The organism is Streptomyces sp. NPDC101110 (genome assembly GCF_044759525.1).
In the GTDB taxonomy this organism is placed as follows: domain Bacteria; phylum Actinomycetota; class Actinomycetes; order Streptomycetales; family Streptomycetaceae; genus Streptomyces.
On record NZ_JBIVZM010000012.1, the window covers coordinates 175,855 to 197,381 of the forward strand.

Annotated in this window: 26 protein-coding genes; 24 read left to right on the plus strand and 2 right to left on the minus strand. The window is 69.9% G+C overall.

Features of this window, described 5'->3' with window-relative positions:
* Positions 1-13 precede the first annotated feature (13 nt).
* The 18 genes from proS (at position 14) to ACIQU3_RS26720 (ending at position 14,635) form a co-directional block, all read left to right on the plus strand.
* A complete protein-coding gene (proS, locus tag ACIQU3_RS26635) occupies positions 14-1,429 on the plus strand; it encodes a proline--tRNA ligase (RefSeq protein WP_403736646.1) in 1,416 nt (471 codons plus the stop codon).
* 299 nt (positions 1,430-1,728) lie between these two features.
* On the plus strand, positions 1,729-2,331 hold the full coding sequence (locus ACIQU3_RS26640; protein ID WP_104781425.1) for a hypothetical protein: 603 nt from the start codon (positions 1,729-1,731) through the stop codon (positions 2,329-2,331).
* A 292-nt stretch (positions 2,332-2,623) separates the two neighbouring features.
* The gene (gene rpsP / locus ACIQU3_RS26645) at positions 2,624-3,040 is read left to right on the plus strand and encodes a 30S ribosomal protein S16 (RefSeq protein WP_234847509.1); all 417 of its coding nucleotides are present in this window, start codon (positions 2,624-2,626) and stop codon (positions 3,038-3,040) included.
* Positions 3,041-3,042: 2 nt separating this feature from the next.
* The gene (locus ACIQU3_RS26650; protein WP_003973401.1) at positions 3,043-3,282 is read left to right on the plus strand and encodes an RNA-binding protein; all 240 of its coding nucleotides are present in this window, start codon (positions 3,043-3,045) and stop codon (positions 3,280-3,282) included.
* An 84-nt stretch (positions 3,283-3,366) separates the two neighbouring features.
* Entirely contained in the window at positions 3,367-3,909 is a 543-nt protein-coding gene (gene rimM / locus ACIQU3_RS26655; protein WP_403736636.1) for a ribosome maturation factor RimM, read from the plus strand.
* Positions 3,909-4,742, plus strand: a complete 834-nt coding sequence (gene trmD, locus ACIQU3_RS26660) for a tRNA (guanosine(37)-N1)-methyltransferase TrmD (protein WP_403928081.1) — start codon at positions 3,909-3,911, stop codon at positions 4,740-4,742. The genes rimM and trmD overlap by 1 nt, the downstream gene beginning before the upstream one ends.
* 135 nt (positions 4,743-4,877) lie before the next feature.
* Positions 4,878-5,228 (plus strand): 50S ribosomal protein L19, encoded by a 351-nt coding sequence (rplS, locus tag ACIQU3_RS26665; RefSeq protein ID WP_053668736.1) that lies wholly within the window; start codon positions 4,878-4,880, stop codon positions 5,226-5,228.
* 45 nt (positions 5,229-5,273) lie between these two features.
* Positions 5,274-5,996, plus strand: coding sequence for a signal peptidase I (lepB, locus tag ACIQU3_RS26670; protein WP_403928083.1), 723 nt, complete (start codon positions 5,274-5,276; stop codon positions 5,994-5,996).
* The gene (gene lepB, locus ACIQU3_RS26675) at positions 5,989-7,083 is read left to right on the plus strand and encodes a signal peptidase I (protein WP_403736624.1); all 1,095 of its coding nucleotides are present in this window, start codon (positions 5,989-5,991) and stop codon (positions 7,081-7,083) included. Before lepB (ACIQU3_RS26670) ends, lepB (ACIQU3_RS26675) begins: the two co-directional genes overlap by 8 nt.
* Positions 6,971-7,933, plus strand: a complete 963-nt coding sequence (gene lepB / locus ACIQU3_RS26680) for a signal peptidase I (RefSeq protein ID WP_403928085.1) — start codon at positions 6,971-6,973, stop codon at positions 7,931-7,933. Before lepB (ACIQU3_RS26675) ends, lepB (ACIQU3_RS26680) begins: the two co-directional genes overlap by 113 nt.
* A gap of 51 nt (positions 7,934-7,984) precedes the next feature.
* Positions 7,985-8,764, plus strand: a complete 780-nt coding sequence (gene lepB / locus ACIQU3_RS26685) for a signal peptidase I (RefSeq protein WP_403736617.1) — start codon at positions 7,985-7,987, stop codon at positions 8,762-8,764.
* The gene (locus ACIQU3_RS26690) at positions 8,754-9,278 is read left to right on the plus strand and encodes an NUDIX hydrolase (protein WP_403736612.1); all 525 of its coding nucleotides are present in this window, start codon (positions 8,754-8,756) and stop codon (positions 9,276-9,278) included. Before lepB (ACIQU3_RS26685) ends, ACIQU3_RS26690 begins: the two co-directional genes overlap by 11 nt.
* Before the next feature lie 56 nt (positions 9,279-9,334).
* Positions 9,335-9,643, plus strand: coding sequence for a DUF2469 domain-containing protein (locus tag ACIQU3_RS26695; protein WP_003993268.1), 309 nt, complete (start codon positions 9,335-9,337; stop codon positions 9,641-9,643).
* Between the two features lie 76 nt (positions 9,644-9,719).
* The gene (locus ACIQU3_RS26700) at positions 9,720-10,121 is read left to right on the plus strand and encodes a YraN family protein (RefSeq protein ID WP_403736608.1); all 402 of its coding nucleotides are present in this window, start codon (positions 9,720-9,722) and stop codon (positions 10,119-10,121) included.
* Entirely contained in the window at positions 10,122-11,726 is a 1,605-nt protein-coding gene (locus ACIQU3_RS26705) for a YifB family Mg chelatase-like AAA ATPase (RefSeq protein WP_403736606.1), read from the plus strand.
* Positions 11,723-12,868, plus strand: a complete 1,146-nt coding sequence (dprA, locus tag ACIQU3_RS26710) for a DNA-processing protein DprA (protein WP_403736603.1) — start codon at positions 11,723-11,725, stop codon at positions 12,866-12,868. The genes ACIQU3_RS26705 and dprA overlap by 4 nt, the downstream gene beginning before the upstream one ends.
* A 273-nt stretch (positions 12,869-13,141) precedes the next feature.
* Positions 13,142-13,984, plus strand: coding sequence for an RNA polymerase sigma factor WhiG (gene whiG, locus ACIQU3_RS26715; RefSeq protein ID WP_403736600.1), 843 nt, complete (start codon positions 13,142-13,144; stop codon positions 13,982-13,984).
* Between the two features lie 93 nt (positions 13,985-14,077).
* Positions 14,078-14,635, plus strand: a complete 558-nt coding sequence (locus ACIQU3_RS26720; RefSeq protein WP_403737100.1) for a TetR/AcrR family transcriptional regulator — start codon at positions 14,078-14,080, stop codon at positions 14,633-14,635.
* A 177-nt stretch (positions 14,636-14,812) separates the two neighbouring features.
* Here ACIQU3_RS26720 and ACIQU3_RS26725 read toward each other — a convergent pair whose 3' ends face one another.
* On the minus strand, positions 14,813-15,382 hold the full coding sequence (locus tag ACIQU3_RS26725) for a murein hydrolase activator EnvC family protein (RefSeq protein WP_403736597.1): 570 nt from the start codon (positions 15,380-15,382) through the stop codon (positions 14,813-14,815).
* A 273-nt stretch (positions 15,383-15,655) separates the two neighbouring features.
* Here ACIQU3_RS26725 and rpsB point away from each other — a divergent pair, with 273 nt between their 5' ends.
* From rpsB to ACIQU3_RS26755, 6 genes are all read left to right on the plus strand, one after another.
* Positions 15,656-16,558, plus strand: a complete 903-nt coding sequence (rpsB, locus tag ACIQU3_RS26730) for a 30S ribosomal protein S2 (protein ID WP_403736593.1) — start codon at positions 15,656-15,658, stop codon at positions 16,556-16,558.
* Positions 16,559-16,735: 177 nt separating this feature from the next.
* Positions 16,736-17,572 carry a translation elongation factor Ts gene (gene tsf, locus ACIQU3_RS26735; protein WP_403736590.1) on the plus strand — a complete coding sequence of 279 codons (837 nt, stop codon included), beginning with the start codon at positions 16,736-16,738 and terminating at the stop codon, positions 17,570-17,572.
* A gap of 184 nt (positions 17,573-17,756) precedes the next feature.
* Positions 17,757-18,515: a UMP kinase gene (pyrH, locus tag ACIQU3_RS26740; RefSeq protein ID WP_234847494.1), complete on the plus strand. Its 759-nt coding sequence runs from the start codon at positions 17,757-17,759 to the stop codon at positions 18,513-18,515.
* 162 nt (positions 18,516-18,677) lie between these two features.
* Entirely contained in the window at positions 18,678-19,235 is a 558-nt protein-coding gene (gene frr, locus ACIQU3_RS26745) for a ribosome recycling factor (RefSeq protein ID WP_006136598.1), read from the plus strand.
* Entirely contained in the window at positions 19,235-20,362 is a 1,128-nt protein-coding gene (locus ACIQU3_RS26750; RefSeq protein WP_403736587.1) for a phosphatidate cytidylyltransferase, read from the plus strand. Before frr ends, ACIQU3_RS26750 begins: the two co-directional genes overlap by 1 nt.
* A 146-nt stretch (positions 20,363-20,508) precedes the next feature.
* Positions 20,509-20,958 (plus strand): SRPBCC family protein, encoded by a 450-nt coding sequence (locus ACIQU3_RS26755; RefSeq protein ID WP_403736584.1) that lies wholly within the window; start codon positions 20,509-20,511, stop codon positions 20,956-20,958.
* A gap of 177 nt (positions 20,959-21,135) precedes the next feature.
* On the opposite strand, the gene ACIQU3_RS26760 is transcribed toward ACIQU3_RS26755, so the two are convergent.
* Complete coding sequence (locus ACIQU3_RS26760) at positions 21,136-21,327, minus strand: hypothetical protein (RefSeq protein WP_403736578.1); 192 nt, start codon at positions 21,325-21,327, stop codon at positions 21,136-21,138.
* Positions 21,328-21,527: the final 200 nt, after the last annotated feature.

Here is a 21,527-nt window from a genome sequence, read left to right on the forward strand (position 1 = left end):
GTACCATCTCGCCATGGCGAAGGCACCTGTTCTCACCCCCCGGGCGGACGATTTCCCGCGCTGGTACCAGGACTTGATCACCAAAGCGGAACTCGCCGACAACGGTCCGGTGCGCGGCACCATGGTCATCCGCCCGTACGGGTACGGGCTGTGGGAGCGGATGCAGGCGGAGATGGACGCCCGCATCAAGGAGACGGGCACCCAGAACGCCTACTTCCCCCTGCTCATCCCCGAGTCGTACCTCGCCAGGGAGGCCGACCACGTGGAGGGCTTCGCGCCCGAGCTGGCCGTCGTCACCCACGGCGGCGGCAAGGAGCTCGAAGAGCCGGCCGTGGTCCGCCCCACCTCCGAGATGATCATCAACGAGTACTTCTCGAAGTGGGTGCAGAGCTACCGCGACCTTCCGCTGCTCATCAACCAGTGGGCGAACGTCGTGCGCTGGGAGCTGCGGCCCCGGCTGTTCCTGCGGACCTCCGAGTTCCTCTGGCAGGAGGGCCACACGGCGCACGCCACGTACGAGGAGGCACGCGACTTCGCCGCGCACATCCACCGGCAGGTCTACGAGGACTTCATGCTGAACGTCCTGGCCATGGACGTCGTCCCCGGCCGCAAGACCGTCAAGGAGCGGTTCGCCGGTGCGATCAACACCCTCACGCTCGAAGGCATGATGGGCGACGGCAAGGCCCTGCAGATGGCCACGAGCCACGAACTCGGCCAGAACTTCGCGAAGGCCTTCAATACCGGCTACCTCTCGAAGGACGGCCGGCAGGAGCTGGTCTGGCAGACCTCCTGGGGCTCCACCACCCGCATGATCGGCGCCCTGGTGATGATGCACGGCGACGACGACGGCCTGCGCGTCCCGCCGCGGCTGGCACAGATCCAGGCCGTCGTGCTCGCGATCAAGGGCGACGAGGCGGTTCTGGCCAAGGTTCGCGAGCTCGGCGACCGGCTGAAGGCGGCCGGTGTCCGCGTGCACGTCGACGACCGCACCGACACCCCCTTCGGCCGCCGCGCGGTCGACTGGGAGCTCAAGGGTGTGCCGGTCCGGATCGAGATCGGCCCGCGCGACCTGGAGAACGGCACGGCGATGCTGGCCCGCCGCATCCCCGGGGGCAAGGAGCCGGTCGGGCTTGACGATCTGGTCGGGCTGCTGCCGAAGGTCCTGGAAGAGGACCAGGCGCTGCTTCTGGAGCAGTCCCGTGAGCGCCGCGAGTCCCGGACGGCCGAGGTTTCCACCTTCGCGGAGGCGGTCGAGGCGGCGACTGCGGGCGGCTGGGCACGCATCCCCTGGGCCGTCCTGGGCGAGGAGGGCGAGGCCAAGCTCGCCGATCACGCGGTGACCGTACGGTGTCTGGTCGCCGAGGACGGGTCGGTCCCGGAGGAAGGTGACGCACCGGGTAACGTCGCGGTCGTCGCGCGCGCTTACTGAGTGAGGCGCAAGGCGACCGAAACATCTCTTGCGTTTTCTCGGACGCCTGGCTCCCCAGCGCGCGGGTTCTGCCAGGCGCCGCCCCAGGTGGCCGGAAGGGCCTCGGTTGAGGGTGGTGGCGGGAGACGGGCGGACGTATACGGAACTACGCACCACCTTGTGGTGAGCTGTGAGGCTTCTCCACAGATCGGCGCACCCGCCCTCGTCGGGACGCATCAGAGGCAACTGACGGGTAAGTGCAAATTATTTGGGATGGCCCGGAATCGGAACACTGGGGCACCCCGGCTCGTTGTCATTACGTGAGCACGACACAGACACCACCTGTTCTCGCCGCAGAGCTGGCACAGGCGTGGGCCGATATTCAGCGGTACCACCCCGAGTTGCCCGACCTTGCCGCGCCAGAGTCCCTGATCGGGGAGTCGTCGTCCGCGTGCGGTCACGAGCTCTCCTTCGAGCGACTGCTCCATGAGGCAGTCCATGGCATCGCCGCTTCACGCGGCGTCCGCGACACCTCCCGTGCCGGCCGCTACCACAACCGCAGATTCCTCGCGATCGCCGAGGAGCTGGGCCTGGACCACCCCGAGGAACCGCATCCCAGCAGCGGCTTCTCCCTGGTCACGCTCACCCCCGAGGCGAAGCGGCGCTACCGCCCGACGATGGAGCGTCTCCAGCGCGCCCTGAAGGCCCACACCGCCGCGACCTCCTCAGACACGTCCCGCACCTTCCGGGGGCCGGCCGCCCGGCACGGTTCCTCGGGTGGCGGTGTCCGCGTCAAGGCGGTCTGCGACTGCGGGCGCAACGTCCGGGTCGTCCCGTCCGTACTCGCCCAGGCCCCGATCGTCTGCGGCGGCTGCGGCAAGCCGTTCCGGATCCCGGACATCGTGGGAGCGGTAGCGAGCTGACGCCCGGCACCGGCATCTCGTGGCTGCCGGTCTCGGCGCAGGGCTCGGGCCGATGGCGCACCCGGCGTACTCACCTCTCACGCCGGGTGCGCCATCGGCATGCCCGCACGGCGGATCCGGCCCCCGGCCCGGAGCGACCCGCCGCGTGTGGCACAATGGCTAGCTGTACTCGACAGTCGCACAGGACCCCTCTCTCCTCCGGCTGACGCGTCCATCGGGCACTCGGGTACCGCAACCCCACGCGGCATTCTCGCCGTGCCCAACCACGTCAAATCCAGGAGAATCCACTCCCGTGGCAGTCAAGATCAAGCTGAAGCGTCTGGGCAAGATCCGTTCGCCTCACTACCGCATCGTCGTCGCCGACTCCCGTACCCGTCGTGACGGCCGTGCGATCGAGGAGATCGGCAAGTACCACCCGACGTACAACCCGTCGGTCATCGAGGTCGACGCGGACCGTGTCGCGTACTGGCTGGGTGTCGGCGCGCAGCCGACCGAGCCCGTGCTCGCCATCCTGAAGAAGACCGGCGACTGGCAGAAGTTCAAGGGCGAGCCCGCCCCGGCGCCGCTGCTGACGCAGCCCGAGAAGGCCGCGCGTCCGTCGTTCGAGGCCATCGGCGGCGACGACGAGGGCAAGGGTGAGGCGATCACCCAGAAGAAGAAGGCTGAGAAGAAGGACGAGGCCGCCGAGTCCGCTTCGACCGAGGCCTGAGCATGCTCGAGGAGGCTCTCGAGCACCTCGTGAAGGGCATCGTCGACAACCCCGACGATGTGCAGGTCGCCTCGCGCAACCTGCGCCGCGGCCGCGTGCTCGAGGTCCGGGTCCACCCGGACGACCTCGGTAAGGTGATCGGCCGCAACGGCCGCACCGCACGCGCCCTGCGTACCGTCGTGGGCGCCATCGGCGGTCGCGGCGTCCGCGTCGACCTTGTCGACGTGGACCACGTCCGCTGACGCTTTCGCAGCAGCACCGGCTCGGGCCGGGGAGGGCCACTGGGCCGTCCCCGGCCCGCAGTCGTATGACAGGAGAATGGACACGTGCAGCTGGTAGTCGCACGGATCGGCCGTGCCCATGGCATCAAGGGTGAGGTCACCGTCGAGGTGCGGACCGACGAGCCGGAGCTGAGGCTCGGCCCCGGTGCCGTACTCACCACCGACCCCGCATCCGCGGGACCGCTCACCATCGAGACGGGCCGCGTCCACAGCGGCCGTCTCCTGCTGCGCTTCGAGGGCGTCAGCGACCGCACCGGCGCCGAGGCCCTGCGCAACACCCTCCTGATCGCCGAGATCGACCCGGAGGAACTGCCCGAGGGCGAGGACGAGTACTACGACCACCAGCTCATCGACCTCGACGTGGTCACCGCCGACGGCACCGAGGTCGGCCGCATCACGGAGATCTCGCACCTGCCCACCCAGGACCTGTTCATCGTGGAGCGGCCCGACGGCAGCGAGGTGATGATCCCCTTCGTCGAGGAGATCGTCACCGAGATCGACCTGGAGGAGCAGAAGGCCGTCATCACCCCGCCCCCGGGCCTGATCGACGACCGCGCCGAGATCGCGTCCAGCCGGGACGAGGCGTAATGCGCCTCGACGTCGTCACGATCTTCCCCGAGTACCTGGAACCGCTGAACGTCTCCCTCGTCGGCAAGGCACGCGCGCGCGGACAGCTCGACGTGCACGTCCACGACCTGCGCTCCTGGACCTACGACCGTCACAACACGGTCGACGACACCCCCTACGGCGGCGGCCCCGGCATGGTCATGAAGACCGAGCCGTGGGGGGACGCACTGGACTCCGTCCTGGCCGACGGTTACGAGACGGGCTCCCGGGCACCCGCCCTCATCGTGCCCACGCCCAGCGGCCGGCCCTTCACCCAGGAACTCGCCGTCCACCTCTCCGAGCGACCCTGGCTGATCTTCACGCCGGCCCGCTACGAAGGCATCGACCGCCGCGTGGTCGACGAGTACGCCACGCGGATGCCGGTGTACGAGGTGTCCATCGGCGACTACGTCCTGGCCGGCGGCGAGGCGGCCGTCCTCGTCGTCACCGAGGCCGTGGCGCGGCTTCTGCCGGGCGTCCTGGGCAACGCCGAGTCCCACCGGGACGACTCCTTCGCGCCCGGCGCCATGGCGAACCTGCTCGAAGGGCCCGTCTACACCAAGCCTCCCGAGTGGCGCGGCCGGGACATCCCCAATGTGCTGCTCAGCGGCCACCACGGGAAGATCGCCCGCTGGCGCCGCGACGAAGCCCTCAAGCGCACCACCGCCCACCGGCCCGACCTCATCGAGCGGTGCGACCCCAAGGCCTTCGACAAGAAGGACCGCGAGATGCTCTCCATCCTGGGCTGGGCACCGGACCCGGCGGGGGAGCCGTACGGCCGATTTTGGCGCAGGACCGACGGCGTGGAAGAATAGCCAGCTGTTGTGCGTCCGTCCGGCGTGCGCCCCTGCCACAGGGGGAGACGACGTCCGCCCCGACCGCACACACCTGATCCCGAAACACCTAGTTTCCGTTGATGACCTGTGGCATCAGCGAGGAAAGCAGACGAAATGTCTCACCTGCTCGACACCGTCGACTCCGCGTCGCTGCGCAGCGACGTCCCCGCCTTCCGCCCGGGCGACACCGTCAACGTGCACGTCCGTGTCATCGAGGGCAACCGCTCCCGTGTGCAGCAGTTCAAGGGCGTCGTGATCCGTCGCCAGGGTGCCGGCGTGCGCGAGACCTTCACGGTCCGCAAGGTCTCCTTCTCCGTCGGCGTCGAGCGCACCTTCCCGGTGCACACCCCGATCGTCGAGAAGATCGAGCTCGTCACCAAGGGTGACGTCCGCCGCGCCAAGCTGTACTACCTGCGCGAGCTGCGCGGCAAGGCCGCGAAGATCAAGGAGAAGCGCGAGAGCTGAGCGCTCTGAGGGGTTCACCTCGGGGCCGGATAGCATCTGGCTCCGATGGACACCGAAGCACAGCCGACGAAACGCGACCGCTCCTCCCGCCCTTCCGGTTCCGAGACCACCTCGGAACCCGCCGGGCCGGAGGAACGGTCGCGTTTCGCGTTCGCGGCGCGTGCCGGCTCCTGGGTCCCGGGCGGCCGCATCACCCTCACCCTGCTGCTCTGCCTGGTGTTCCTGCTGTCGCTCAGCACGTTCGTCCTGCGGCCCTTCCAGATCCCCAGCGGATCCATGGAACCCGGATTGAGGATCGGGGACCGGGTTCTCGTAAATAAGTTGGCGTACCGTTTCGGTGCCGTGCCGCAGCGGGGAGACATCGTCGTGTTCGACGGAACCGGGTACTTCGGGCACGCGGACTACATCAAGCGCGTTGTCGGTGTGGGGGGAGACCGCGTGGTCTGCTGCGACAGGGAGGGGAGGATCCAGGTGAACGGCCGGCCGGTCGACGAATCGGGCTTCCTGCATCCCGGCGACAGCCCGTCCGAGGTGCCCTTCGACGTCGTCGTGCCCGACGGCACCCTGTTCGTCCTCGGTGACCACCGCAGCGACTCCAGCGACTCACGCGACCACCTCGGCTCGCCGGGCGGCGGCATGATCCCCGTCGGCGACGTGATCGGCCGTGCCGACGGGATCGTCTGGCCCTTCGCCCACGCCACCCGGCTGCACCGGCCCGACGCCTACGCGGGTGTGTCCGACGCCGGCAAGGCGGGCGCCCATGGGTAACCGCGGCAAACCGCGCGGCGTCCCTGCGGGCCCCGCGGAGAACCTGCTGCCCACCGGCGCCCGGCGCGCCGCCGGCCCGTCCGGCGGCGGCCGTACGCGTGCCGAGCGCCGCAAGCTCCAGCGCAAGGTCAAACGACGGCGCAGGCGCGGTGCGGTCAAGGAGATACCACTCCTCGTGGGCGTGGCCGTGCTGATAGCGCTGGTGCTGAAGACGTTCCTCGTCCAGGCGTTCGTCATCCCGTCCGGCTCCATGGAGCAGACGATCCAGATCGGCGACCGCGTCCTGGTCGACAAGCTCACCCCGTGGTTCGGCTCGACACCGCAGCGCGGCGACGTCGTCGTCTTCAAGGACCCCGGCGGCTGGCTCCAGGACGAGCAGCCCACCACGCAGAAGGCCGACCCCGTCGTCATCAAGCAGGTCAAGGAAGGGCTCACCTTCATCGGCCTGCTGCCGTCCGAGAACGAGAAGGACCTCATCAAGCGGGTCGTCGGCGTCGGCGGCGACCGCGTCAAGTGCTGCGACACGCAGGGGCGGGTCACCGTCAACGACGTACCGCTCGACGAGGACTACCTCTACCCCGGTGCCGCCCCCTCCGACACGCCGTTCGACATCACGGTCCCCCAGGGCCGGCTGTGGGTGATGGGCGACCACCGCAACAACTCCGCGGACTCCCGCGCCCACCAGGACACCGACTACGGGGGCACGGTCTCCGAGGACGAGGTGGTGGGCCGCGCCATGGTCATCGCCTGGCCCTTCGGCCACTGGAACATGCTGGAGGAGCCGAATACCTACGCCTCCGTGTCCGACTCGGCCACCGGGTCGGCCGCTGCTCCCGAACTGTCGCATAGGGTTGCCACCTACGATGCGAACGGAACGATCCAGCTCCCGACCCCTGCGGAACTCCCGCTCGTTATGGGAGTGGTGGGCCTGCGCCGCGTATGGGGCAGGCGGAGGCACAGAGTGAGGAGTTGGCGTGGGGGATGTGGCGGTTGGCGCACGGTCCGGGCACGACGGCGAGGAGCACCGCGGACGCCCCGCGGAATCCGCCGTCCCGGCCGCGGACAGCGCCGTGACCTCCGGGAGTGACTCCGGGACAGCCGAGGATGGCAGGGTGACGGGCGAGCAGACGACGGCCGAGGGCCAGGGGCCGGGCGGCACGGCGAGGACACCGAGGAAGCCGCGCTCCTTCTGGAAGGAGTTGCCGATCCTGGTCGGTATCGCGCTGGTGCTGGCGCTGCTGATCAAGACCTTCCTGGTGCAGGCGTTCTCGATCCCCTCCGACTCGATGCAGAACACCCTCCAGCAGGGTGACCGCGTCCTGGTCGACAAACTCACGCCCTGGTTCGGTTCCGAGCCCGAGCGCGGCGAGGTCGTCGTCTTCCACGACCCGGACAACTGGCTGGCGGGCGAGCCGACCACGGACCCGAACGCCCTGCAGACCTTCCTCAGCTGGATCGGCCTCATGCCGTCAGCGGAGGAGAAGGACCTGATCAAGCGTGTCATCGGTGTCGGCGGCGACACGATCGAGTGCAAGAACACCGGCCCGCTCACGGTCAACGGCAAGGCGCTGAACGAGCAGGACTACGTCTACGCCGGCAACACCCCGTGCAGCGTGGACGACCAGGGCGGCCAGTTCAAGGTGAAGGTCCCCGAGGGTTACGTCTGGGTCATGGGCGACCACCGGCAGAACTCGCGGGACTCCCGCTACAACCAGGCCGACAAGAACCACGGCATGGTCCCGGTGAAGGACGTCGTCGGCCGCGCCGTCGTCGTCGCGTGGCCGGTCACCCGCTGGGCCAACCTGCCGGTCCCGGACACCTTCGACCAGCCCGGGCTGAACGCCCAGCCGGCCGCCGCCGGTCCGGCGGTCGCGCCGCAGGGGATCGCGCTCCTCGGTGTGGTGCCGGTGGTGCTCTGGCGCCGCCGGAAGCAGTGATCCCGGCCATGGGCTGACCCCGGACCGTACCCCCGGGTAGGGTGCGGACCCATGGGTGGCGAGAGCATGACGCACACGGCCCCGCGCAGCGGCGGCCCGGGCACGGGCCCGGTGGGCAGCCGGACCGGACAGCGACTGTCCGGGCTGGCCGTCGCACTGGGCCTCGTGCTGTTTCTCGGCGGTTTCGCCTGGGGAGCGGTGGTCTACCGGCCGTACACCGTGCCCACGAGTTCGATGACACCGACGATCGACGCGGGCGACCGGATCATGGCGCAGCGTGTCGACGGCGACGAGGTGCGCCGCGGTGACGTCGTCGTCTTCAAGGACGCGACCTGGGCCAATGCCCCGATGGTCAAGCGCGTGGTCGCCGTCGGCGGCGACACGGTCTCCTGCTGCCAGGACGGCAAGCTGAAGGTCAACGGCAAGGAGATCGACGAAACGTACCTGCCCGAGGGAACACCGGCCGAGATGAGCAATTTCCCGACCGTGACCGTCCCCAAGGGCCGTCTCTTCCTGCTCGGCGACGAGCGGGGCAACTCCGTGGACTCCACGGCCCACCTCACCGACGCCGCCAGCGGCACGGTGGCACGCTCCGCCGTGGACGCCCGCGTCGACGCCGTCGTGTGGCCCATGAAGGGCATGCTGGAGCGCCCCACCGGCTTCGAGCCGCTCAACGCCCTCTCCTCACCCGGACCGCTGCGGACGATCGTCCTCCTCGTGATCGCCGGCGCCGTGCTCGTCCTGGGCGGAGGCGCCTACGGGCCCATCGCCAAGCGTGCGGGCGCCTCCCGGGCCCGCCGGGAGAGCGCGGAGCCCGCGCGTGCCCGCTGAGGCCGTGGGAGCGGGCCAGGACACCTACGCGGGCGGCCTGCGCAGGGTCGCCCGGGTCGTGCTGCTGGACCCCGCGGACCGGATTCTGCTGCTGCACGGGCACGAGCCGGACGACCCGGCCGACGACTGGTGGTTCACCCCCGGAGGAGGGGTGGAGGGCGAGGAGACCCGTGAACAGGCCGCCCTGCGGGAACTCGCCGAGGAGACGGGCATCACCGACGTCGAGCTCGGGCCGGTGCTGTGGCGGCGCAGATGCTCCTTCCCGTTCGCGGGCCGCCGCTGGGACCAGGACGAGTGGTACTACCTCGCGCGCACCGAGCGCACGGCGGTGGCCGCCACCGCACTGACCGAACTGGAACGGCGCAGTGTCGCCGGAGCGCGCTGGTGGACGTGTCCGGAACTGAGCCGGGCACATGAGACGGTGTATCCGACCAGACTCGCCGGGCTGCTGCGCACGCTGCTCGACGAAGGTCCCCCGGCCAGGCCTGTGATCCTTGACCCGGAAATCGTCTAGGGGCTCGCGGGACTGGCGCACAATGGGGGGATCGCACGGCTGAAGGGGAACATGCCATGAGCGCCGAGGACCTCGAGAAGTACGAGACCGAGATGGAGCTGAAGCTCTACCGGGAGTACCGCGATGTCGTCGGTCTGTTCAAATATGTGATCGAGACCGAGCGGCGCTTCTACCTCACCAATGACTACGAGATGCAGGTGCACTCGGTCCAGGGTGAGGTGTTCTTCGAAGTTTCCATGGCCGACGCCTGGGTCTGGGACATGTACCGGCCGGCGAGGTTCGTGAAGCAGGTCCGGGTCCTCACGTTCAAGGACGTGAACATCGAGGAGCTGAACAAGAGCGACCTGGAGCTGCCGAGCGGCTGAGGTTCCTCGTGTGGGTGACGGAGTTGTCCACAGCCGCTGAGCCGTCCACCAAGATCCACTTCGTGGTGGCGGGCGCGTGATCGTTGGCGCCGGAGGTGGTGCCGACATGACCGCACATCTGGCACGCAGTGCCATGGGCAAGTACGGGGAGACTCTGGCCGCACGACGGCTGGTGGAAGCCGGTCTGACGATCCTGGAGCGCAACTGGCGCTCCGGCCGGACCGGCGAGATCGACATCGTGGCCCGGGACGGGGACGTCCTGGTGGTCTGCGAGGTGAAGACCCGCCGGGAAGGTCCCTTCCAGCATCCGATGGCGGCCGTGACCCCGCTGAAGGCGGAGCGGCTGCGGGGTCTGGCCGAGCGGTGGATCCAGTCACACGGGGGCGCACCGCCCGGCGGCGTCCGCATCGACCTGATCGGCGTGCTGCTGCCCGCACGCGGAGCCGCCGTGGTCGAGCATGTGCGGGGGGTGGCCTGAATGGCATTCGCCCGTACGTGTTCGGTGGCGCTGGTGGGTGTCGAAGGCGTGGTCGTCGAGGTCCAGGCCGACCTCGAACCCGGCGTCGCCGCGTTCACGCTGGTGGGACTGCCTGACAAGAGCCTCACGGAGAGCCGGGACCGGGTGCGCGCGGCGGTCGTCAATTCGGGTGCGGCCTGGCCCCAGAAGAAGCTCACGGTCGGCCTCAGCCCGGCCTCGGTACCGAAGTCGGGCAGCGGCTTCGACCTGGCCGTCGCGGCGGCGGTCCTCGGCGCGGCGGAACGCATCGACCCGAGGGTCCTGGCCGACATCGTGATGATCGGCGAACTGGGGCTGGACGGACGCGTGCGACCGGTGCGGGGGGTGCTGCCGGCGGTGCTGGCGGCTGCGGATGCGGGGTATGAGCAGGTGGTGGTGCCGGAGTGTGCGGTACCCGAGGCCTCCCTGGTGCCGGGTGTGTCGGTGCTCGGCGTCCGCAGCCTGCGTCAGCTCATCGCGGTGCTCACCGACGAGCCGGTGCCTGAGGAGGAGCCCGTGTCCGGGGAGACCCGTCCCGACCCCTTCCTGGCGGGGCTGGCCCTTCCGGGTACCGGGCTGGGCGCCGTGACCAGTGATCACACCCCTGACCTGGCCGACGTGGCCGGACAGCACATGGCAAGGGCGGCACTGGAGGTGGCCGCGGCAGGCAGGCACCACGTCTTCTTCAAGGGGCCTCCGGGCGCAGGCAAGACCATGCTGGCCGAACGACTGCCGGGTCTGCTCCCCGAGCTGAGCCGGCAGGAGTCCCTGGAGGTCACGGCTGTCCACTCCGTGGCAGGAGTTCTGCCGCCGGGTCATCCGCTGGTCGACAGGCCGTCGTACTGCGCTCCCCACCACTCGGCCACCATGGCCTCGCTCGTCGGCGGCGGAAACGGGCTCCCCAGGCCCGGAGCAGTCTCGCTCGCACACCACGGCGTGCTGTTTCTCGACGAGGCCGCGGAGTTCCACAGCAGCGTGCTTGACGCCTTGCGTCAGCCGCTGGAATCAGGCCATGTCGTGATCGCTCGTGCGGCCGGCATGCTGCGGATGCCCGCGCGGTTCCTCATGGTTCTCGCCGCCAATCCGTGCCCCTGTGGGCGGCACGGCAGGGGCGATGACATCTGCGAGTGCCGGCCCTCCACCATCAAGCGATACCGCGCACGCCTGTCCGGTCCCCTGATGGACCGCGTCGATCTGCGCGTGACGGTGGAACCGGTCTCCAGGGCAGAACTGCTGCAACTCCACACGGGCGCCGAAACCTCGGCGACCGTGGCGGCACGCGTCAAGACGGCGCGTGAACGCGCCGCACGACGCTACGAGGGGACGCCCTGGCGGACCAACAGCGAGGTGCCCGGACACGAACTCCGTACCCGATGGCATGTCCAGTCCGGGGCTCTGGCCAAAGCCGAGCAGGACCTGGACCGGGGTCTCCTGACCGCACGGGGGCTGGACCGGGTGCTCCGCGTCGCCTGGACTCTGGCCGACCTGGGAGGGCGCGACAGGCCGTCGGCCAACGATGTGAACTGGGCGCTGGAACTGCGCACCGGCGTGCGTCGGGGAGCCGTCCTGGAAGGGCTCCGCACATGACGGACGAGAAGCTGCTCGCCCGCATCCTGCTCACCCGTGTCATCGAGCCCGGGGACGAGGTCGGTGGGCGGTGGGTGCGGGAGTTCGGGGTCGGGGGAGTGGTGCGGCGGCTGAAGGAGGGCGGGACCGCTCTGCCGGGGGTGAGCGGGAAGCGGTGGGCCGGGCTGGTGGCCAGGGCCGAGGCCGCCCGGCCCCGGCAGGATCTCGCGGCAGCCCGGGACGCCGGCGTGCGGTTCGTGTCGCCGGGGGACGCGGAGTGGCCGGCGCAGCTCGACGATCTCGGGGACGCCCGCCCCCTCGGGCTGTGGGTGCGCGGGCGGCCCGGCCTGCGGATGTGGGCGCTGAAGTCGGTCGCCGTGGTCGGCGCCCGTGCCTGCACCGAGTACGGAGCCCACATGGCAGCCACCCTCGCCGCCGGTCTGGCCGAGCAGGGGTGGGTCGTGGTGTCGGGCGGCGCCTACGGAGTCGACGGCGCCGCCCACCGCGGAGCCCTCGGAGCCGGCGGCGCCACCGTCGCCGTCCTCGCCTGCGGCGTCGACCGGCCCTACCCCCGCGGCCACACCCAGCTGATCGGCAGGATCGCCGAACAGGGCCTGGTGATCGGGGAGTTGCCACCCGGAGATCACCCCACACCGAGCCGGTTCATCCTGCGGAACAGAGTGATCGCCGCACTCACCCGCGGCACGGTGGTCGTGGAGGCGGCCCACCGCAGCGGCTCCCTGGTCACCGCGCGGGCGGCACAGCGCCTCGGCCGGCACACGATGGGCGTGCCGGGCCCGGCCACCAGCGCCCTCTCCGCCGGAGTGCACGATCTGCTGCGCGGGGAGGCCGTCCTGGTCACCGACGTCGCGGACGTGGTGGAACTGGTCGGCGACATCGGCGAGCTGGCACCCGACCGGCGAGGCCCCGTCCTGCCCCGGGACCTGCTGGCGCCGGTCGCCCGGCAGGTCCTCGACGCACTGCCGGGACGAGGGACCGCCGAGCCGGACGAGATCGCGCGCGCCGCACAGACCGCACCGGACGACGCGATCGCGAGACTGTACGAACTCCGAGCACTCGGTTACGTCGAACGACACGGCGACGGCTGGAAGTTGACACGCCAGGCGGTGATGTCGGTCCGCGACGCCCGCGGTCCGTGCTGACGGTGTGTGTTCGGCCGTCCGGGGGAACCCCCGACAACCCTTGGAATTGCGCCCAGTTGAGGCCCTCCGGTGATCACACCGAGCGACCGTGCATCCCTGACAGGGCGTCCTGAGGAACGTATCTGCGGCCGCTCCGGCCTTCGCCCTTCGCGCACCGCGACACCCCAGTCACGCTACGCTCACGAGGATCCCGACACGGACAGGCAACTCGACATCAGACAGACAGCTCACCCTGGCAGCACCACTCCGCAGCAGAACGGCACAAGGCGACGAATGCCCCAGCACACCTCCGGGTCCGACCGGGCGGCGATCCCCCCAGCCGCCCGTGACGGTGGCAGCGTGCGACCGCCCGCTCCCTCCACGCTCGACGAGCTGTGGCGGTCGTACAAGGCGACGGGGGACGAACGGCTGCGGGAGCAACTGATCCTGCACTACTCGCCACTCGTGAAGTACGTCGCGGGACGGGTCAGCGTGGGCCTGCCGCCCAACGTGGAGCAGGCGGACTTCGTCTCCTCCGGGGTGTTCGGGCTGATCGACGCGATCGAGAAGTTCGACCTCGACCGGGAGATCAAGTTCGAGACCTACGCGATCACCAGGATCCGCGGCGCGATGATCGACGAGCTGCGGGCACTGGACTGGATCCCCCGCTCGGTGCGGCAGAAGGCGCGCAACGTGGAGCGGGCGTACGCCACGCTGGAGGCGCGGCTGCGGCGGACCCCGACGGAGGGCGAGGTGGCCGCCGAGATGGGCATCGCCGTCGAGGAACTCCACGGGGTTTTCAGCCAGTTGTCGCTGGCCAACGTGGTGGCCCTGGAGGAGCTGCTGCACGGGAGCGGTGACGGCGGTGACGGGCTCAGCGTCATGGACACGCTGGAGGACACCGCCGCCGACAACCCCGTCGAGGTCGCCGAGGACCGGGAGCTGCGGAGGTTCCTGGCGCGGGCGATCAACACACTGCCCGACCGGGAGAAGACCGTGGTCACGCTGTACTACTACGAGGGCCTCACCCTGGCCGAGATCGGAAACGTCCTGGGAGTGACCGAGAGCCGGGTCAGTCAGATCCACACCAAATCCGTGCTCCAGCTGAGAGCGAAACTGGCGAGCTTCGGCCGTTGACCTGACCGGACGCCGCCGGACCTGAGGCAACCACTCCCGTCCGGCGGAGCGCGTCCGTACAGTGTTGACGTGCCAAGGATTCGAGCGGCCTCCGTGGCCGAGCACCGGTCGATGCAGCGAGCCGCCCTGCTGGACGCGGCTCGTTCCTTGTTGTCCGAGGGCGGTACGGAGGCGCTGACCTTCCCGGCTCTCGCCGAGCGGACGGGCCTCGCGCGCTCGTCCGTCTACGAGTACTTCCGGTCACGGGCGGCCGTGGTCGAGGAGTTGTGCGAGGTCGACTTCCCGGTCTGGGCGGCTGACGTGTCGGCTGCGATGGAGCGGGCGGAGACGGCCGAGGCAAAGATCGAGGCGTATGTGCGGCAGCAGTTGGAGCTGGTCGGGGACCGGCGGCACCGGGCCGTGGTAGCGATCTCCGCGAGCGAGCTCGACCCTGGGGCCCGGGAGAAGATCCGGGCGGCACACGGCGGGCTGGTCGCGATGATCGTCGAGGCGCTGGGCGAGCTGGGGCACGAGCAGCCCCGGCTGGCGGCGATGCTGCTGCAGGGCGTCGTGGACACGGCCGTGCGGAGGATCGAGCTGGGGGCGGCGGAGGACCCGGCGGTTATCGCGGATGCGGCAGTGGGAATGGCGCTGCGGGGTGTGCGGGGCTGAGGGCGTGGGCGTCCTGCCTCGGACGTCCGCAGCCCGGCGGTGCGGAGTGCCTCCCCCCGGCCTTCGGCTTCGCTCGATCAGGGAGGTGCCCCCACCGCCTACCCTCCCCCCGGCTCTCGGCTGCGTTCGAGCAGGGGGACCCCCATCGCCCCAAGCGGCACGACTGCCCACGGCTGGTCAGTACACCGGCAGCAGTCTGGACGGCCCTCGACCGAGCAGCCACGGGGGCAGGAGCGACAGTGGGTTCAGGTAGGCCTCCCCACGGCGCAGACCCCAGTGCACGCACGCAGCCGCGCAGTGCGAGCCGGTCGCGTCCACCGTGCCGATCACCTCGCCCGGTGCCACCTCGTCGCCCCTCTCCACCGACGCCGTCACCGGTTCGTAGGTCGTGCGCAGGGGTGGGTCGCCGGTGCCGGTGAGCTCCAGCGCGACCACTCCCTTTCCGGCCACCCGTCCCGCGAACGAGACCGTGCCGGCCGCCACCGCCCGCACCGGCGTTCCCGGAGCCGCCGCCAGATCCACGCCCCGGTGGCCCCGGCCGTAGACCGTGGCCGGGGGCTCCCAGCCGCGCAGCACCGCGGGACGCAGGCCGACGGGCCATGCGCGTCCGACCACCGGCACGGCGTCGTCCGCGAGGGGTGCGTCCGCCGCGAGCAGTCGCGGGGGCGGGGCCAGGAGGACCCACGCGGTGAGGAGCAGCAGCAGGATCAGACGCACACAGACACGGACACATCGGTTCACTCGCATGGGGAAAGAGTCCCGGATCATCCCCTTCGCCGTCCCCGGTTGTGGATCATCCGCCGGTTGTGGACGACGGCGTCACCCGGCACCCCGCGGGTCCCGTACACTTCTGGTGGCGACCCGAGCCGTCGGGTCGACTTCGCACGCCCCGACACGAACCCCGGCAACGGGCCCGTGTCAGCGCCCCTCGGTCCCTCGTGGAACGGCGCGCAGTGGGCGTCAGGCGCGGAAGCCGTCCGGCATCCGCGGCACAACCGAGAAACTCAAGGAGATACGGCCATGGCCGTCGTCACGATGCGGGAGCTGCTGGAGAGCGGCGTCCACTTCGGTCACCAGACCCGTCGTTGGAACCCGAAGATGAAGCGCTTCATCTTCACGGAGCGCAACGGCATCTACATCATCGACCTGCTCCAGTCGCTGTCGTACATCGACCGCGCCTACGAGTTCGTCAAGGAGACCGTCGCCCACGGCGGCACGGTCATGTTCGTCGGCACGAAGAAGCAGGCGCAGGAGGCCATCGCCGAGCAGGCCACCCGCGTCGGCATGCCCTACGTCAACCAGCGCTGGCTGGGCGGCATGCTCACCAACTTCTCGACCGTCTACAAGCGTCTGCAGCGCCTCAAGGAGCTCGAGCAGATCGACTTCGAGGACGTCGCCGCGTCCGGTCTGACCAAGAAGGAGCTTCTCGTGCTCTCGCGCGAGAAGGCCAAGCTGGAGAAGACCCTCGGCGGTATCCGCGAGATGCAGAAGGTGCCCAGCGCCGTCTGGATCGTGGACACCAAGAAGGAGCACATCGCCGTTGGTGAGGCCCGGAAGCTGAACATCCCGGTCGTCGCGATCCTCGACACCAACTGCGACCCCGACGAGGTCGACTACAAGATCCCGGGCAACGACGACGCGATCCGCTCCGTCACCCTGCTCACCCGCGTCATCGCCGACGCCGTCGCCGAGGGCCTCATCGCCCGCAGCGGTGTCGCCACCGAGGGCAAGGGCGAGAAGGCCGCGGGCGAGCCGCTGGCCGAGTGGGAGCGCGACCTGCTCGAGGGCGAGAAGAAGGCCGACGAGGCCGCCCCCGCCGCCGAGGCCGCCCCTGCCGCCGAGGCCGCTCCGGCTGAGGCCCCCGCCGCCGAGGCCGAGAAGCCGGCCGAGGGCGACAAGCCGGCCGAGGCCGAGCAGGCCTGACCCCGTCAGTCCCGTGGTGACGGCGGGAGCGGTACTGCTTGCACCAGCGCCCTCGGCGCGGTGAAGTCCGCTCCCGCCGTTCACCCGTAGGTCAGCGGAAGGACAGCGCGCTCCTGCTCCATGGAGCGCATCCGCAGATCTTCGATCTTCCAGACTTCGAGAGAGATTCACAGACTCATGGCGAACTACACCGCCGCCGACGTCAAGAAGCTCCGTGAGCTCACGGGCGCCGGCATGATGGACTGCAAGAAGGCGCTGGACGAGGCCGAGGGCAACGTCGAGAAGGCCGTCGAGGCGCTCCGCATCAAGGGCCAGAAGGGCGTCGCCAAGCGCGAGGGCCGCTCCGCCGAGAACGGCGCCGTGGTCTCGATCATCGCCGACGACAACTCCTCCGGCGTCATCGTCGAGCTGAAGTGCGAGACGGACTTCGTCGCCAAGGGCGAGAAGTTCCAGGCTGTCGCCAACCAGATCGCCCAGCACGTCGCCAAGACCTCCCCGGCCGACCTCGAGGCCCTGCTCGCCTCCGAGATCGAGGCCGGCAAGACCGTCCAGGCGTTCGTCGACGAGGCCAACGCCAACCTGGGCGAGAAGATCGTCCTGGACCGCTTCGCGCAGTTCGCCGACGGCTACGTGACGGCGTACATGCACCGCACGATGCCCGACCTGCCCCCGCAGATCGGTGTCCTCGTCGAGCTGGACAAGCCGAACGCGGAGATCGCCAAGGGTGTCGCCCAGCACATCGCCGCCTTCGCGCCGAAGTACCTCTCCAAGGAGGACGTGCCGGCCGAGGTCGTCGAGTCCGAGCGCCGCGTCGCCGAGGAGACCACCCGCGCCGAGGGCAAGCCCGAGGCCGCCCTGCCGAAGATCGTCGAGGGTCGCCTCAACGGCTTCTTCAAGGACGCCACGCTGCTGGGTCAGCCGTACGCGCTCGACAACAAGAAGTCCGTCCAGAAGATCCTGGACGAGGCCGGTGTCACCCTGAAGCGCTTCACGCGCATCAAGGTCGGCATCTGAGTCCGTACCGCGCTCGACGCCCGACCCCTATAGGGTCGACAGCAGTCGTCCGCGTACGCCGTCACACCAGTGGCGGACGACAGCAGATCTGACGAGGAGGCCATTGCCGTATGGGATGCGAAACACGCCCCACCGGCAATGGCCTTCTTGGTATGTGCAACACGTGAAAGAGGCGGGATCCCCCATGACCACCAAGGCCCAGAAGAGTGACGACGGCAAAGTGAGCGGCCGGTTTCTGCTGAAGCTGTCCGGAGAGGCCTTCTCCGGTGGCGGCGGCCTGGGCGTCGACCCCGACGTGGTCCACAAGATCGCCCGCGAGATCGCGGCCGTCGTGCGCGACGGCGCCCAGATCGCGGTCGTCATCGGCGGCGGCAACTTCTTCCGCGGTGCCGAACTGCAGCAGCGCGGCATGGACCGGGCCCGCTCCGACTACATGGGCATGCTCGGCACGGTCATGAACTGCCTCGCCCTCCAGGACTTCCTGGAGAAGGTGGGCGTGGACTGCCGGGTGCAGACCGCCATCACCATGGGCCAGGTCGCGGAGCCGTACATCCCGCTGCGCGCCGTACGGCACCTGGAGAAGGGCCGCGTGGTCATCTTCGGCGCCGGCATGGGCATGCCGTACTTCTCCACCGACACCACCGCCGCGCAGCGCGCCCTGGAGATCGACGCCGAGGCGCTGCTGATGGGCAAGAACGGCGTGGACGGGGTCTACGACTCGGACCCCAAGACCAACCCGGACGCGGTGAAGTTCGACCACCTCGGCTACGGCGAGGTCATCACGCGCGATCTGAAGGTCGCCGACGCCACGGCCGTGACCCTGTGCCGCGACAACAAGCTCCCGATCGTGGTCTTCGAGCTGCTGGCGGAGGGCAACATCGGGCGCGCCGTCAAGGGTGAGAAGATCGGCACGCTGGTGGGGGACCCCGGCAGCCGGGACTGAGACCCGAGAACAACCCCGTCCGGGGGACGGACGGGACGGAGCCGGGCCGGGGGATGGACAATGTCCCGCCGGTCGGGAACCGTGCAGGAAGAAGACGCGACGCAGCCGGCCGCCGCCCCACATGGAACCGCAGCCGGGCCTACTCACACGCAGGAGCAAGTGGTGATCGAAGAGACCCTCCTCGAGGCCGAGGAGAAGATGGAGAAGGCCGTCGTGGTCGCCAAGGAGGACTTCGCCGCGATCCGCACCGGCCGTGCGCACCCGGCGATGTTCAACAAGATCGTGGCCGACTACTACGGCGCGCCGACGCCGATCAACCAGCTGGCCTCGTTCTCCGTGCCCGAGCCGCGCATGGCCGTGGTGACCCCGTTCGACAAGAGCGCGCTGCGCAACATCGAGCAGGCGATCCGCGACTCCGACCTGGGCGTCAACCCGAGCAACGACGGCAACATCATCCGGGTGGTGTTCCCCGAGCTCACCGAGGAGCGCCGCCGCGAGTACATCAAGGTGGCCAAGGGCAAGGGCGAGGACGCGAAGATCTCGATCCGCTCCGTGCGCCGCAAGGCCAAGGAAGCCATCGACAAGCTGATCAAGGACGGCGAGGTCGGCGAGGACGAGGGCCGCCGTGCGGAGAAGGAGCTCGACGACACCACCGCGAAGTACGTCGCGCAGGTGGACGAGCTCCTGAAGCACAAGGAAGCGGAGCTGCTCGAGGTCTGATGAACGACTCTTCCTGGGGGGCGCCGCCACAGGCCGGGTACTGGGAGCCCACCGACCAAGGGCATGGTCACGGGCAGATCCAGGGCACGGGCCACGGGCACGTCCAGGGGGCCGCTCCGGCGGGTCCCGCATACGATGCGTATGAAGCGCCTCAGACTCGCCCCATGCCCATCGTGCCCGACGTGACCGAATTCGGCGGAAACCAGGATGACGACCGGGGGGCAGCTCGGCTGAGCGGCGCCCCGGTCCGAAACGACACGAATCCGGAGCCCATGCCCGACGCCTCGCAGCCGGCACCCAAGCCGCCGAAGAAGAGCGCGGGTCGCGACCTGAGTGCCGCGATAGGGGTCGGTGTCGGGCTCGGCGCGGTGATCGTCGCGTCGCTGTTCGTCGTCAAGGCCGTGTTCGTCGGCGTCGTCGCGGTGGCCGTGGTGGTGGGCCTGTGGGAGCTGACGAAGCGGCTGGAGGAACGCAAGGGCATCCGGGCGCCGCTCGTACCGCTCGCGCTCGGCGGTGCCGCGATGGTCGTCGCCGGGTACGTCCGGGGCGCCGAGGGCGCGTGGGTGGCGATGGCGCTCACGGCGCTGGCGGTGCTCGTCTGGCGCATGACCGAACCGCCCGAGAACTACCTCAGGGACGTCACGGCCGGCGTCTTCGCGGCGTTCTACGTGCCGTTCCTGGCGACCTTCGTCGCGATGATGCTGACCGCGGACGACGGGCCGCAGCGGGTACTCACCTTCCTGCTGCTGACGGTCGTCAGCGACACCGGTGCCTACGCCGTCGGCTGGCGGTTCGGCCGGCACAAGCTCGCCCCGCGCATCAGCCCCGGCAAGACCCGTGAGGGTCTGCTGGGCGCGGTGTCCTTCGCCATGGTCGCGGGAGCGCTGTGCATGCAGTTCCTCATCGACGGCGGTGCCTGGTGGCAGGGGCTGGTGCTGGGTCTCGCGGTCGCGGTCACGGCCACGCTGGGCGACCTCGGCGAGTCCATGATCAAGCGGGACCTCGGCATCAAGGACATGGGCACGCTGCTGCCGGGACACGGCGGCATCATGGACCGGCTCGACTCGTTGCTGCCCACGGCTCCGGTGGTGTGGCTGCTGTTCGTGCTGTTCGTCGGATCCGGCTGAGAAGACCGGCTTCGCCAGGGAGCCCCCGCCCGACCGGGCGGGGGCTCCCTGGCGTCTCGGGCCCGTCCCGTCCCGGGCAGGTTCTCGGGGCGCAGCCGGGGGCCTGAAGTGGGACGATGCAGATGTACCTCCCAAAGGAGGCCATCATGGCCATCATCCGAGAGAGCATCGACGTCGACTGCCGTCCCGAGGAGGTCTACCAGTACGTCATGGACGCCGGCCACATGCCGGAGTGGCAGCTGAGCGCCGTGTCCGCGGAGCGCCTGGACGAGGGGCCCGTCGGCATCGGCAGCAAGGTCCGGGTGACCCGGCACGTCGGCCGTCGCGTCATGCCGATGACCATGGAGGTCACCGAGTACGACCCGCCGCACAGCTGGGGCATGCGCGGTGTGGACGGTCCGGTCCGGGCGCAGGTGCACGGCGCGGTCGAGCCCTACGACGAGGGCCGGCGCTCACACGTCACGATCGACATCGACTTCGAGGGCCACGGCATGGGGAAGGTCCTGGTCCCGCTCGTCGTACGCCCCCAGGTCCGCAAGGAACTCCCGCGCAACGAGCAGCTCCTCAAGGACCGGTTGGAGCACACGACCGCGTAGAACGAGCAGCTCCTCAAGGACCGGTTGGAGCACACGACCGCGTAGAACGAGCAGCTCCTCAAGGACCGGTTGAGCACGCGGCCGAGTAGGGGGTTCGGCCCCCTCGCTCCCATGGCTGGCTCAGCGCCGCCAGGGGGCGGGCTCGCGCGGGCCGTCTGAGTTGGCGCGGCGGAACGTCTAGTCGTCGCCGCTGCTCTGCTGCCGCGAGCGGGAACTCCGGCTCGCACTGCGGGCGATCTCACTGCCGAGCAGCGTCGCCCTGGCCACGCCCCGTGCCCAACGCGGGGCGTCGCCCCGGGCGGTCCAGTACACGCAGACACAGCCGCCGATGACGAGCAGGACGACAACCGACAGTATGAGCACGAGCATGCTCGACCCCCGCTTCTTGTGATGGTCCGCCCCATCCTGTCAGGCGGACTCCCCAGGGCGACGGTTGCGCAGTTGGGCTCGCATGAGCGGCCGGCGCGTCATCCCACGTCCCTCGGGGCGGGTGGCCGAGAGGCCTACGCCAGCCGCAGCTCAAGGTCAGCAGCCCGAGTTGAGTACCCTCGGCCGCATGACGCCGACCG